Here is a 12,617-nt window from a genome sequence, read left to right as displayed (position 1 = left end):
AAGTGCTGCGAAGCTCAGACCGTGAGCTGCCCGAGGCGCAGCATTCCTGTTGCCGCGTCCTGTTCCGGTGGTAGGTAGACGCGCTGGATCGCGACCACGATCGCCTCGGCGATCACGTCCCGGAAGGCCGGGTCGGCCAGCCGCGACGCGTCGTGTGGGTTCGTCACGTAGCCGATTTCCAGCCGTACCGCGGGCATCTTGGTACGGCGCAGCAGGTCCCAGGTCTTCTGGTGAGTGCGGCAGTTCAGCAGGTCGGTGCGAGCAACGATCTCGCGCTGCACCAGCCCGGCGAACTGCTCGCCCACGCTCGACGAGGCGCCGTGCAGGTCGGTGCCGTAGTAGTACGTCGCGACGCCCTGCGCCTCGGGGTTCATCGAACCGTCGGTGTGCAACGAAACGCACAGGTTCGCGTCCGTCTCGTTGGCAAACGCAGCCCGGGCCAACTCGTCCGGCCCCTGATCCCGCCCGCGCGACAGATAAGCCCGTACGCCGGTCGCGCCCAGCCGGCCCTCGATCCGGGAAGCCAGGTCGTAGGCGACGTCGGACTCGCGCAGCCCGAAGCCCTCCCAGCCGTAGTCGAAGCCACCGTGTCCGGGGTCGATCACGACGGTCTTGCCCGACAGTCGCGGGCCGGCCGCACGAACAGCCTCGGAGGCCCGCAACGCGTCGGGCCGGCCACCGGTCGCCATCGGGCGGATCCGCTGCAGTGCCTTGAAGGTGGACGGGCCGCACGTGCCGTCGGCAGGCAGGCCCATGTTGCGCTGGAACTCGGTCACCGCGCGCTGGGTGTCCGCTCCGAAGATGCCGTCCACGCGTGCGACCGCAAAGCCCAGCTCCTGCAGTTTCGCCTGCAGCGCCTGGACGTCGTCACCGGTGAGCGGATGCGAGACGACGTACGTCAGCAGCCGGTCGCCCAGCCGCCAACGTGCGTCGTCGATCGCACGGTACGTCTGCGGACCGACGATGCCGTCGATCATCAGTCCGCGTTGCTGCTGGAACCCCCGCACGGCATTGGCGGTAGCTTCGTCGTAGACGGAGCGACTACCCGGCTCCAGCAGCCCGAGCCGCTGAAGCTTTCCGATGATCTCGGCAACGGCCTCACCGCTGTCGCCGATTCGGTAGATGCCCTGGGAGGCTGCCATCAATGCTCCTTGCCGTGCGGCGGAATACGTCCCTCACGGAACGTCAAAGCAGTATCTCAGCCCGTGATGTCAGCCGGTGAAGGCGGCCAGCTCCTTCAGCAGCGCGGCCTTCGGCTTGGCGCCGACGATGGACTTGGCCAGCTCGCCGTTCACGTAGACGTTGATGGTCGGGATGGAGACCACGCGGTAATTGCTCGGGGTGACCGGGTTCTCGTCCACGTTCATCTTCAGGAACGTCAGCTTGTCGCTGTGGTCGCCGGCCAGCTCCTCCAGGATCGGCGAGACCTGACGGCACGGACCGCACCACTCGGCCCAGAAGTCGACCAGGACCGGCTTGTCGCTCTTCAGCACGGTCGCGTCGAACTCGGCGTCGGTCACTGCGTTCATCTTCTCGCCCACGGCGATCTCCTTAACGGGTTGTTGCTCGAAGTGGTGGTGGTCGGAACTCAGACGGTGACGGGCTCGGTGGCCTCGGCGGCCAGGGCGGTCGCCTCGAACTCCAGCGTGGCCAGGAAGCGCTCGGCGTCCAGGGCGGCGGCACACCCGGTGCCGGCGGCCGTGATGGCCTGGCGGTAGGTGTGGTCGACCAGGTCGCCCGCGGCGAACACACCGGGCAGGTTGGTCCGGGTGCTGTCGTTCTGGACCAGGACGTAGCCTTCCTCGTCCAGCCGCACCTGGCCCTTGACCAGCTCGGAGCGCGGGTCGTGACCGATCGCGATGAACAGTCCGGTGATCGGCAGCTCGCGGGTCTCGCCGGTGACGGTGTCCCGGATGACGATCCCGGTCAGCTTGTCGTCACCCTTGATCTCGGCCACCTCGGAGTTCCAGGCGAACTCGATCTTGTCGTTGCCGAACGCGCGCTCGGCCATGATCTTCGACGCCCGCAGCTCGTCGCGGCGGTGCACGATGGTGACCTTGTCGGCGAACCGGGTCAGGAAGGTGGCCTCCTCGATCGCGGTGTCGCCACCGCCGATCACGGCGATCTCCTGCTGACGGAAGAAGAAGCCGTCGCAGGTCGCACACCAGGACACGCCGTGGCCGGACAGCCGCTCCTCGTCCGGCAGGCCGAGCTTGCGGTAGCCGGAGCCCATCGCCAGGATGACGGCCTTGGCGCGGTGCACGGTGCCGGCGGAGTCGGTGACGGCCTTGATCTCACCGGTCAGGTCGACGGCGACGATGTCGTCGGCGACCAGCTCGGCGCCGAAGCGCTCCGCCTGGCTCCGCATCTCGTCCATCAGCGCCGGGCCCATGATGCCCTCGGCGAAGCCCGGGTAGTTCTCCACCTCGGTGGTGGTCATCAGCGCGCCACCGGCCGTGACGGAGCCCTCGAAGACGAGTGGCGCCAACTGGGCGCGGGCGGCATAGACCGCAGCCGTGTAGCCGGCCGGGCCGGAGCCGATGATGATGACGTTGCGGACTGCTGCCTCGCTCATACAGGCGTTCCTCGGTGTCGTCGAGACGGTCATTACGTCGTACTCAACGGATCCTAGAGGCCGACCATTCCCCCAGACCGGGGTGGTGGGGTGGGAATGTATCAACACCGTACCCATCGGCCGTGCGGGGCATGCCATCGCCTCACCGGGCGGACACGCCCCGCCTCACTCCGAGGGGTCATCGCTTACGCAAAGTCACCGAGGTCTCGTAGAACGGCGCCGCGACCCCGGCCACCCCGCTACATCCGGTCACCACGGTGACCTCGATGTCCCGTTGCGAGCCACCCTGCAGACCGATCACCGTCGCGCGCTTGCCGTCGACCTTGGCCTGCTGGACCAGCCGAAGCGCACCACCGGACCGATCGGTGGCGAACTTCCGGGCGCAGTCGACCTCGGCCTGGCCGGCGTGCAGCACAGGGCCGTTGGCGTTCTCCAGCCAGCGCTGCACGTTGGGGCCGACCTGGTCGCTGGTCAGCGCCGGGACCGAGTCGGTCGGCACGGTCGGATTGATCCCGGCCACGCCTTCCTTGCCCTGGTCCCCGGTAGCGATCACGACCCCCACGCCGATCCCCGCGACCACGATCACGCCGGCGGCGGCGAGGACCAGCTTCGGCAGGTGCCGGCGCGGCTCCTCCCGCAACTGGACCAGCGAGTGCACACCGACGGTGGAGGCTCGGAGTACGGACTCGGAGACCAGGACGGCGTCCAGGTGCTCGGCGACGTGGGTCGGCATCGGGATGTCCGCGCGACCCTCGTCGGCGAGGTCCTCGGTCAGCTGGACCAAGGCGTCGTACGTCTGCTGGCAGTCCGGGCACGCCTTCACATGCTCACGAGCCCGATGGGCCTCGGGGGCAGGCAGCAGGTTCTCGATCAGGTCGGCGATGGTGTCCGTGTCCAGGTGCTCGAGGTGCTCACTGGTCGGCAGACCTGATTCGGTCATCGGGTTCTCGCCTCCTCACGGGAGGTGCGCAGAGTGGTCATCGGTGAAATGCTCCGGTCGGCGATCACGGGGTCGCAGGGTGGCGACTCCGCTTCGACGGGCCGCCGCCTCATTCGGTTCCCACCGATCCTGTCGCGGTCTTGTCCAGTACGCCGGATCCGCCACGCGTCGTCTGCCAATGCCGGAGCAGGGGCAGCAACCGGGCCCGTCCGCGGGCGCACCGGCTCTTCACCGTGCCGGGGGCGCAGCCGAGAATCGCCGCGGCCTCCTCGATCGAGTAGCCCTCCATGTCGACCAGGACGAGCGCGCTGCGCTGGTCGACGTTGATCTGCTTCAGGGCGTTCAGTACGTCGAGCCGGCGCTCGCGAACCTCGGCGGCGTCCTCCTCGACCGGCCCGGCCAGCTCGGCCGCGCGGTCCTCGTCCTCCGGCAGCGGATCGGCCTGGCGGACCTGCCGGCGGCGGATCCGGTCCAGGCACGCGTTCACCACGATCCGGTGCAGCCAGGTGGTCACCTTGGCGTCGCCGCGGAACGAGTCGGCCCGCCGGAATGCCGAGATGAACGCCTCCTGCAGGGCGTCGGCCGCCTCCTCGGGCTCGCCGAGGGTGCGGATCGCCACGGCCCACATCCGGTCACGGTGCCGCTTGACCAGGATGCCGAACGTGTCCGGGTTACCGGAGACGTGCAGCCTGAGCAACTCGTGGTCGTCCATCGAGTCGTACCCCGGCGGTGGCGCCATCGGACCGCCCACCGGGTCTGGCGAGCCGATCCGGGGGATGGCCGCCCCCGGGGTCACGCGTGTCGAATCTGTTTCGGAGGTCATTTCTGGACCGTGACCTCCGAGATCTCGCCGCGGTACCCGCTGCCTGCCTTCGGCAGCTTGGTGAGCCAGACCAGCACGTACCGGGTCTTGACCGGCGCGGTGGGCGTCAGCACCGCCTGCTCACCCTGGTCCTCGAGCGTGGCGGCAGCCTTCCAGCCGCTGATCTCCGGCGCCGAGGCGCTCGGATCCGACTTGGGCACCATCAGCGAGAGGCTGGTGCCCTCGCCGACCAGGCTGACCGTCACCTTCGAGACGTCGGTGACCGCGCCGAGGTCGTAGATGATGCCGACGCCGTCCTTGAGACCGCCGAGGTCCGGACGGTTCTTGTACGACATCGTCCGCCAGCCCGTCGAGGCCTTGCCGTCGAAGGTGTTGACGACGTCCTCGGGGCGTTCCTCTTTGTCGCCCTCCGGGTCGAAGTCCTTGCCGGTCACGATCTTCGCCGGTCCGCCGGTGGCCGCCGGCGGCGCCGAGGTGGCGGGCGGCGCGCTGGTCTTGGTGTCGTTGCCCTGGTCCTTGTTGATGGCGCCCTTCACCAGGAACTGCGCCATCGCGACCACGGACAGCAACGCCAGGACGGCGAGCAGGATCAGGATCCGGCCGCCCCAGCTGCCGCGCGGCTTCGGCTCGTCGGGCGGCGGCTTGCGCCGGCCGTGACCGTTCTGGCCGGACGCGGGCTGCCGGGGCACCGGCCGGGTCTCCGCCGCGGTCGCGTACGCCGGTTGTGCCGCGACGCGACCGTTGTTCTCGGCGTACGCGCTCTGCTGGTACTCCGGAATCGCGGGTGTCGGGTCGAGCGCAGGGGGAGCCTGGATGGCCGGCGCGATCTGGGTGGCGTCGTCGACACTGCCGTTCTGCCGGGCCACCGCGACTGTCTCGTCCATCTGGGCCGGCGGCTCGTGGGAGCTGCCGATGACCCCGGACAGCGCAGCGGACAGGCCGGCGGCACTCGTGATCGGTACGGAGTGGTGGCGCGGCGGGTCGCCGAGCAGCCGGTCAGTGATGTCGTCCAGTGATCGCGGCACTCCGGCACGGACCTGGCGCGGGCTCAGGAGTCGGCCGTGCTCCACCGGAGCAGGCTGCAGACCCCAGGCGGGAGTCGGCCCAGGCCAGCGGCCGGTCAGGGAGGCGTACAGCAGCTCCCCGAGCGCACGGACGTCCTCCTCCGGGGAGCCAGGGCCTGCCGAGCGCAGCGCGGCTTCGGTGGCGAGACCGACGACCTTGATGGCCCCAGCGTCGGTCACGACGACAGTGGATGGGCTGATCGAGCCGTGCGAGTGGCCGGTGCGGTGCAGGTTCTCAAGAGCTTCGGAGACCTCGCGGGCCAGCCACCCGGCCTGCTGGCCGGTCAGTGGTCCAGCGCTGAGCATCCGCTCCAGCGGCCGGCCACCGGCCCACTCGCGGACGCAGTACGTGACGCCTTCGTGCATGTCGCAGTCGAGGACTCGCAGGAAGCGTGGATCAGCGGCAGCGGCCGCGCGCCGGGCGGCGTCGAAGAGCAGATTGGTCCGCGGGTCGCCAACCGGCAGGACATCCACCACGACGGCTCGGCTGAGCACCTCGTCCACTGCTCGCCAGACCCGCGCACCGTCGATCTCCGCGAGCAACTCGGCGATCCGGTAGCGGCCGGCGAGCAGGGCACCAGGACTGACGGTCTGGTTCGACACGGTGTCTCTCGCCCTCCTCGATGCACTGGTCGTCCTGCGTCTCCGCTCCGGATCCGGTCGGGCGGCCCGAACCGGCGGTACAGCGGTTGCGAGCGGCTTGGCGGTCCGATCGCAGCCCCATGCTAATGCCCCGCTGACCGGACAAGGGGTGCACGAGTGCACAAGCGAGCCGATCAGGGCCTCTTGGGCCGCCCCGGCAGCTTGGATGTGACCATGGCCACCACGTCGGTGACCTCGTGAATACGCAGTACCCGGGCCACCCCGACGTACACCGGAAGCATCACGATTCCGGCGATCGCCAGCTCCAGTACGGCGGCCAGCGGGCCGGACCAGTCGGTGGCAGCGCCGATCAGCGACAGCACCACCCGGGCGAGACCCGCCCCGGCCACGGCGGCGATCACCATGGCGACCAGCGGCAGACCAATTCCCGCACCGGCCACCCGCGGCACCTTGCGGGCCAGCACCCGGCGCGACATCAGGACGGCGACGAGGTACGCCAGCGCATAGGCGGCGCCGAGGACCACACCGCTGAACCGCAGGTGCTCCTCGTCGAGCAGGACCCGCACCCCGATCACAGCGGCGGCGATGTTCGTCGCGGCGATCACGCACTGCAGGAAGAACGGCGTCCGGGTGTCCTCGAAGGCGTAGAAGGTGCGCAACTGGAAGTACTGCACGGTGAACGGCACCAGCCCGAGGGCCAGCGCCATCAGCGTGTAGGCCATCAGTTGCAGGTTGTTCTTACCGGCGCCGTAGCCGGCGATCAGCGTCACGATCGGATAGGCGAACGCGATCATCGCGGCAGCCGCCGGTACGACGATGGCCAGCGTCTGCCGGATCGACCGGGCCGACAGCCGGGCCACCTCGGTCACGTCGCCCTCGGCCGCCAGCGACGACATCTGCGGCAGTGCTGCCGTCGCGAGGGAGACGGTGACGATGCCGTGCGGCACCAGGATGATCAGCATCGCGGTGCTGTACGCGAACAGGCCGGCCTTCGCGCCCGGAGCATCCGAGGCGCTACCAGCGATGGCGAGCTTGGTGACCACGACCAGGGTCACCTGGTTCACCGCGACGAACAGCACGGTCCAGATCCCGAGCTTCGCGGTCTGCCCGAGGCCGGTCCCGCGCAACCCGAACTTCGGGGCGTAGCTGTGACCGCTGGCCTTCAGGTACGGCAGCAGGACGAGGAGCTGGATCGCGATCCCGGCGGTGTGGCCGAGGCCGAGCAGCAGCACCTCGTTGTCGGAGTACGTCGGCGGGGTGTCGCCGGTCCGGTAGATCAGCAGGAAGACGACGATCGAGGCGCAGGCGACGATGTTGTTCGCGATCGGCGCCCACATCATCGGGCCGAAGCGCCGCCGCGCGTTCAGCACCTGGCCGACCAGCACGAACGCGCCGTAGAAGAAGATCTGCGGCAGGCACAGCTGGACGAACATGATCATCGACGCGCGCTCGGATGCCCTCGACGGGTCGTTGAGTTCCTCGGGCAGGTAGAGCCCGGCGATCTGCGGCGCGAGCAGCACGCAGCCGACGGTGACCACCGCGAGGACGACGAAGCCGAAGGTCAGCAGCCGGTTGGTGAAGTCCCGGCCGCCGTCCTCGTGGTTCTTGATCGCGCGCACCAGCTGCGGGACCAGGACGGTGTTGAAGATGCCGCCGGCCAGCAGGATGTACAGGCTGTTCGGGATCGTGTTGGCGGCGGTGAAGATGTCGCCGCGCAGCGCGGTGCCGATGGCGGCCGCGAGCAGGGCGATCCGGACGAATCCGAGCAGGCGTGACAGAACCGTTCCGGCTGCCATCACCGCCGCGGAGCGCAGGGTGCGGTCAGCCATCCTTCGTACCGACTCCTTCTTTCAGGCTCTCCAGCTCGGAAGCAGCCGGCGCTGGTACTTCGGGGGTGGCCGGAGCGTCGTCGCCCACCGGACCGGTGAGGTCCTCGGCCGTCAGCGGTTCCGGGTGCAGCGCGTCCGCCTCAGGCTCGGTCGGGTTGCGCCGCTCGGAACGGACCCGCCGGTAGATCCGGACGATCGACGTACCGAACAGCAGCGCGACCGCGGCGCCGACCAGGATCCAGCCCACACTGCCGTACTGCGCGGCCTCGATCAGCAGCGGCTGCGGATCGCCGACCGGATTCCCACCGGGCGTCACCAGCTGCGCCTTGGCGTTGATCAGGCCGTTCTGCTCCGCGCTCGCCTTGACCTGGAAGGTGCCCTTCTGGCCGGCCAGCAGGATCTTCGTGCTCAGCGTCTCGATCTTCAGATCGTTCCGGTTGCCGGTGGAGGTGACCACCAGCTTGACCCGGATCGACACGTCCAGCCCGTTCTCGACGGTCAGCGGGAAGCTGCCTTTGCTGCCGGACAGGTTCACCTTGATGGCCTCTTGATGACCCTTGGTGCTGTTCCTGACCAGCCGGACCTGCTTGAGCAGGGTGGAGACGGCCTTGCGCTGGTAGTCGACGAAACGCTGCGCGTCCTCGGGGGACGTCTCCCATTGCCTGGAGGAGCTCCGCACCATGGCCTGCTTGATGCCCAGCGGGATCTCACCCGGCGTGCTGAGCAGTTCCTGGTAGGTCTTCGCGGACTGGTTCAGTTCCTTGATCTTGCCCAGTTGCTCGTCGCTCAGGCCGGCGACGTCGGCCGGCGCGGCCGGGGCAGCGACCGCTCGCGGTGTGGGGTCGTTGATCTGGTCGATCCCCACCCCGGTGACCCACGGAGCGGCGGCCATCGCCTGCTGCACGGCAGCGATCTGCCGCGGGTCGTCCTCCCAGCTCCTGGGCGGTACGACGACGACACTCGCCGTCCCCTTGCCGGCGCCGGCCAGCAACGAGGTCTGGGCGACGAACCGCTGCCGCAACTGAAGTGGCTGAGTCGCCGTCGCGGGGTCGGGTCCGCCGGCCAGCAGGTCGGAGTCCGCGATCACCGCCCGGACGGACTTCCGCGGGCCCGTCGGGGTCAGCACGTTGACCACCGGACCGGCCTGCAGCTTCGGCCGCTCGCTCGGAGCCCAGCCCGAGCTCGACAGGATGTTCACCTCGTCGCCGCGCAGACCCGGGAAGCCGACGGCCCCGCCGATCAGGGTTTTCGCGCTGACCTCACCGCCCTCGAGCCAGAGCCCGGACCGGTTCGCCGGCACCGGATTGCCCAGCGGGTACTGCGCGCTCATCGATCGCGCGCTGTTGACCAGCCCGTCCGCCGCCTTGCCGGCCGCGACCAGGCTGGCGATGTCCGCGTCGGCGTACGGGAGCAGGATGACGGGGCTTCGCTTGCGCGTCTCGTTGAAGGCGTCGAGCCAGGCCTTGACCACGGCCCGGCCGGTACCGGGCTTGCTGCGGCCGGTCCCCGCGGCGACCCTGTAGTCGGAGCCGGTGATCGTCAAGGCCTCGTCGATCATCGCCGGGTCGACCAGCCAGGTGACGGTCTGCTTCTTGCCGAGCGCGAGCAACCTGCCCAGCTGGCCGGTCGGTGCCATCGACTCGGCCAGCGATTCGTTCAGGAAGAGATGGTCGGCCAGCAGCGTCGGCCGGTGCCGCAACGGCACGGCCAAGGCGGTGTTCACCCGGCGCGGCGCGGCGGTCTTGCTGATCACCGGCATCAGGGTGCGGGCCTGGCCGGCGGTGTCCCGCTCGCTCTGGCGGTCGCTGGGATTGCCGCGGAAGGCGACGCCGACGACGTACACGCCGGGTTGGTCGGTGAGTCCCCACTCGTTCCACTTGACGACGAGCTTGAAGGGCGCCGAGGCCTGCGGCGCCAGTGGGGCGCCGAGGGGCAGGTAGGCGGTCGACTCGGCCGGGAGCCTGCGCGAGGCGCAGGACGAGTCGTCGCCGGCCACGTCCTCTTCGGTCGAGACGGTGGCGAGCTGCTCGGGTGTGGTCAGGCGCTCGCTGTCGATACAGAAGATCGCCTGCGGGTTCTCGAAGGTGGTCGAGCTCTTGTTGGTGACCTTGCCGGTGATCGTCACCGCGTCGCCCGGCTTGGGAGCCGCCGGGCTGAACGAGTCGATCGTCACCTGCACCGGGTCGTCCGCGACGGGCGCTGCCGCCGCTGGGTTCGGGGCGGTCACCGCAGCCGACGCAGCGATCAACAGGCTCGCACCCGCGGCCACAGGCAGCCTCAGTCGCCGTCTCAACACGCCGTCACCGTAACGCAGTGCACCCCTGAGGGGACTACTCGGCGCCGGGGGCGCCCAGGACGGCACCTCGCGGCGGCGGCGAAGCAGCCACGATGAACCCCGCATCGCGGCAGCTTCGCCGCCTTGCGATGCACCATCCTGGACACCCCCGTCACTCGAGCATTCCCCTCAGCGGCACACTTGTTCCCTGTGTCCCTTACTCCCGACCGCTCAGCCTCTGCCGGATCGTTGTCCGCTGTCCAGCGGCAAGGTGTCCAGTCGCTGCTGCGGATCGCTCCGGTCGTCGACGAGCTCGGTAGCCGGTTCGCCGACGCCGGGCACGAGATCGCCCTGGTGGGCGGCCCGGTGCGGGACATTCTGCTCGGCCGGGGGAGCAAGGATCTCGACTTCGCCACCTCGGCCCGTCCGGACGTGGTCGAGCGGCTGCTGGCCGGCTGGGCTGACCACGTCTGGGACATCGGCAAGGCCTTCGGCACGATCGGTTGTCGGAAGGGTGACTGGGTGCTCGAGATCACCACGTACAGGTCCGAGTCCTACGATCCCACCTCGCGCAAGCCGGAGGTTGCCTACGGCGACAACCTGCAGGGCGACCTGGCCCGCCGCGACTTCGCCATGAACGCAATGGCCGTGCTGCTCCCGTCCCACCAGTTCGTCGACCCGTACGGCGGGATCGAGGACGTCGCCAACAAGGTGATCCGCACCCCGGGGTCGCCCGAGGACTCGTTCTCCGACGACCCGCTGCGGATGATGCGGGCCGCCCGGTTCGCCGCCCAGCTCGGCTTCACCCCGGATCCCGGCGTGGTCGCCGCGATGACCGCGATGGCCGAGCGGATCACCATCGTGTCGGCCGAGCGGGTCCGCGACGAGCTGATCAAGCTGGTCTGCTCGCCGTACCCGCGGATCGGTCTCGACCTGCTGGTCTCCACCGGGCTGGCCGACCACGTGCTGCCCGAACTGCCCGCGCTGCGGCTCGAGCTCGACGAGCACCACCGGCACAAGGACGTCTACCAGCACTCGCTGATCGTGCTCGAGCAGGCGATCGACCTGGAGTCCCGGATCGGTACCGAGGAACCGGACTTCGTCCTCCGGTTCGCCGCGCTGATCCACGACATCGGCAAGCCGAAGACCCGGCGCTTCGAGGGCGACGGCAAGGTGACCTTCCACCACCACGACGTGGTCGGCGCGAAACTGGCCAAGAAGCGGATGAAGGCGCTCCGGTTCAGCAACGAGCAGATCGAGCAGGTCGGCAAGCTGGTCGAGCTGCACCTGCGGTTCCACGGCTACGGCACCGGTGAGTGGACCGACTCCGCCGTACGCCGGTACGTCCGCGACGCCGGCGAGCTGCTCAGCCGCCTGCACGTCCTGACCCGGGCCGACTGCACCACGCGGAACAAGCGCAAGGCCGACGCGCTGCGCTCGGCGTACGACGATCTGGAGAAGCGGATCGAGCACCTGCAGGAACAAGAGGAGCTCGACTCGATCCGGCCCGATCTCGACGGCAACCAGATCATGGAGATCCTCGGTATCGGGCCCGGTCGCGAGGTCGGCCAGGCCTACAAGTACCTGATGGAACTCCGGATGGACGAGGGCCCGCTCGGCGAGGAAGCAGCCCGCGAGAAGCTCCTCGAGTGGTGGAACTCCCGCTCCTAGATCTTCTGCGGTGGGATCGCGTCGTAGGCGGTGGCGATCAGCGCTGCCGACCTGCTGTCCGGCTCGTACTGCGTGGTGCCGGCCGGTGTGGTGATCGACGCGACGGGTAGGGCAGGGTCGATGGAGTTGGTCAGGTACGCGGCGCGATAGCCGCTGACGGCGCTGAGTGAAATGTCGACAGTTTCACGTGCAACGGTGATGGCGTCGAGGCCCGCCTGGAGTGTGAGCATCGTGATGCCGGGCAGCACGTCGGCGGCCGGCCAGACGATGCGGTCGTCGGTGGCGAAGCAGATGTTCCAGATGGACGCCTCGGAGACCCGGCCGCGACGGTCGTAGAAGAGCGCGTTGTCATAGCCGGCCAGGCGGGCGCGGCGGATCTCGTGGGTGAGTGAGAACGTCCCGGTGTGCTTGAGGTGTGGCGCCGCACGTTCGTGCTCGACGGCCAGGAGTCGCGGCGGTTCGCCAGTGGGTTCGATCGGGTCTGTGGTCGTGATGAGAAGGTCAGGCTCGACGGGCGTGCCGGCCAGGAAGGCCCGGTCCCGGCTGAACGCGGTGACGCGCAGCGACACGTCGCCGGACGCCGACCGGGCGAGCGCAGTACGGAGGTAACCGAGGACGCGGTCGGCGGAGACGCCGTGGCCGAAGAGTTCGCGGGAGCTGTGGTCCAGGCGTTCGAGGTGCAGGTCGAGGCCGCGAACCCTGCCGTCCCGGACCTGCATCGAGGTGAAGTGCCCGTAGCTGGTTGCGGTGAGCAACTCCGGATCGACGAACTCGAGCGGTGCGTCGTTCAGCTGCACGAGGTGGGTCACACGCCCAGTCTGAGCCAAGCAGTCCACC

Annotated in this window: 10 protein-coding genes; 1 reads left to right on the top strand and 9 read right to left on the bottom strand. The window is 69.3% G+C overall.

Features of this window, described 5'->3' with window-relative positions:
* Positions 1-14: 14 nt before the first annotated feature.
* The 8 genes from ACQPYM_RS41775 to ACQPYM_RS41740 all read right to left on the bottom strand — a co-directional run bounded on the left by ACQPYM_RS41775 (position 15) and on the right by ACQPYM_RS41740 (position 10,130).
* Complete coding sequence (locus ACQPYM_RS41775) at positions 15-1,142, bottom strand: N-acetylmuramoyl-L-alanine amidase (RefSeq protein WP_433012839.1); 1,128 nt, start codon at positions 1,140-1,142, stop codon at positions 15-17.
* Between the two features lie 69 nt (positions 1,143-1,211).
* On the bottom strand, positions 1,212-1,529 hold the full coding sequence (gene trxA / locus ACQPYM_RS41770) for a thioredoxin (RefSeq protein WP_433023497.1): 318 nt from the start codon (positions 1,527-1,529) through the stop codon (positions 1,212-1,214).
* 59 nt (positions 1,530-1,588) lie between these two features.
* Positions 1,589-2,575 carry a thioredoxin-disulfide reductase gene (gene trxB / locus ACQPYM_RS41765; protein WP_433012837.1) on the bottom strand — a complete coding sequence of 329 codons (987 nt, stop codon included), beginning with the start codon at positions 2,573-2,575 and terminating at the stop codon, positions 1,589-1,591.
* A 178-nt stretch (positions 2,576-2,753) separates the two neighbouring features.
* Positions 2,754-3,515, bottom strand: a complete 762-nt coding sequence (locus tag ACQPYM_RS41760; RefSeq protein WP_433012835.1) for an anti-sigma factor family protein — start codon at positions 3,513-3,515, stop codon at positions 2,754-2,756.
* A gap of 109 nt (positions 3,516-3,624) precedes the next feature.
* Positions 3,625-4,338, bottom strand: a complete 714-nt coding sequence (gene sigM, locus ACQPYM_RS41755; RefSeq protein WP_433012833.1) for an RNA polymerase sigma factor SigM — start codon at positions 4,336-4,338, stop codon at positions 3,625-3,627.
* Positions 4,335-6,005, bottom strand: coding sequence for a protein kinase family protein (locus ACQPYM_RS41750; RefSeq protein WP_433012831.1), 1,671 nt, complete (start codon positions 6,003-6,005; stop codon positions 4,335-4,337). Before ACQPYM_RS41750 ends, sigM begins: the two co-directional genes overlap by 4 nt.
* Before the next feature lie 173 nt (positions 6,006-6,178).
* Positions 6,179-7,834 (bottom strand): murein biosynthesis integral membrane protein MurJ, encoded by a 1,656-nt coding sequence (gene murJ, locus ACQPYM_RS41745; RefSeq protein ID WP_433012829.1) that lies wholly within the window; start codon positions 7,832-7,834, stop codon positions 6,179-6,181.
* Positions 7,827-10,130 carry a hypothetical protein gene (locus ACQPYM_RS41740; protein ID WP_433012827.1) on the bottom strand — a complete coding sequence of 768 codons (2,304 nt, stop codon included), beginning with the start codon at positions 10,128-10,130 and terminating at the stop codon, positions 7,827-7,829. The genes murJ and ACQPYM_RS41740 overlap by 8 nt, the downstream gene beginning before the upstream one ends.
* 228 nt (positions 10,131-10,358) lie before the next feature.
* Between ACQPYM_RS41740 and ACQPYM_RS41735 the strand changes: the two genes are divergently transcribed.
* Positions 10,359-11,780, top strand: a complete 1,422-nt coding sequence (locus tag ACQPYM_RS41735) for a CCA tRNA nucleotidyltransferase (protein ID WP_433023495.1) — start codon at positions 10,359-10,361, stop codon at positions 11,778-11,780.
* Here the strand turns inward: ACQPYM_RS41735 and ACQPYM_RS41730 are convergent.
* Positions 11,777-12,589: an aminotransferase class IV gene (locus ACQPYM_RS41730; RefSeq protein WP_433012825.1), complete on the bottom strand. Its 813-nt coding sequence runs from the start codon at positions 12,587-12,589 to the stop codon at positions 11,777-11,779. The two genes, ACQPYM_RS41735 and ACQPYM_RS41730, sit on opposite strands and share 4 nt — an antisense overlap.
* Positions 12,590-12,617 lie beyond the last annotated feature (28 nt).

It is taken from the genome of Kribbella sp. CA-294648, assembly GCF_050943845.1.
Taxonomy (GTDB): domain Bacteria; phylum Actinomycetota; class Actinomycetes; order Propionibacteriales; family Kribbellaceae; genus Kribbella.
The sequence above is the reverse complement of the archived record's forward strand: the minus strand, read 5'-3'. Positions and strand labels throughout refer to the sequence as shown.

What these genes read in the sequence shown, in the direction of transcription:
- ACQPYM_RS41775 (WP_433012839.1), bottom strand. Translation starts at nt 1,142, where the DNA reads ATGGCAGCCTCCCAGGGCATCTACCGAATCGGCGACAGCGGTGAGGCC.
- trxA (WP_433023497.1), bottom strand. Translation starts at nt 1,529, where the DNA reads ATGAACGCAGTGACCGACGCCGAGTTCGACGCGACCGTGCTGAAGAGC.
- trxB (WP_433012837.1), bottom strand. Translation starts at nt 2,575, where the DNA reads ATGAGCGAGGCAGCAGTCCGCAACGTCATCATCATCGGCTCCGGCCCG.
- ACQPYM_RS41760 (WP_433012835.1), bottom strand. Translation starts at nt 3,515, where the DNA reads ATGACCGAATCAGGTCTGCCGACCAGTGAGCACCTCGAGCACCTGGAC.
- sigM (WP_433012833.1), bottom strand. Translation starts at nt 4,338, where the DNA reads ATGACCTCCGAAACAGATTCGACACGCGTGACCCCGGGGGCGGCCATC.
- murJ (WP_433012829.1), bottom strand. Translation starts at nt 7,834, where the DNA reads ATGGCTGACCGCACCCTGCGCTCCGCGGCGGTGATGGCAGCCGGAACG.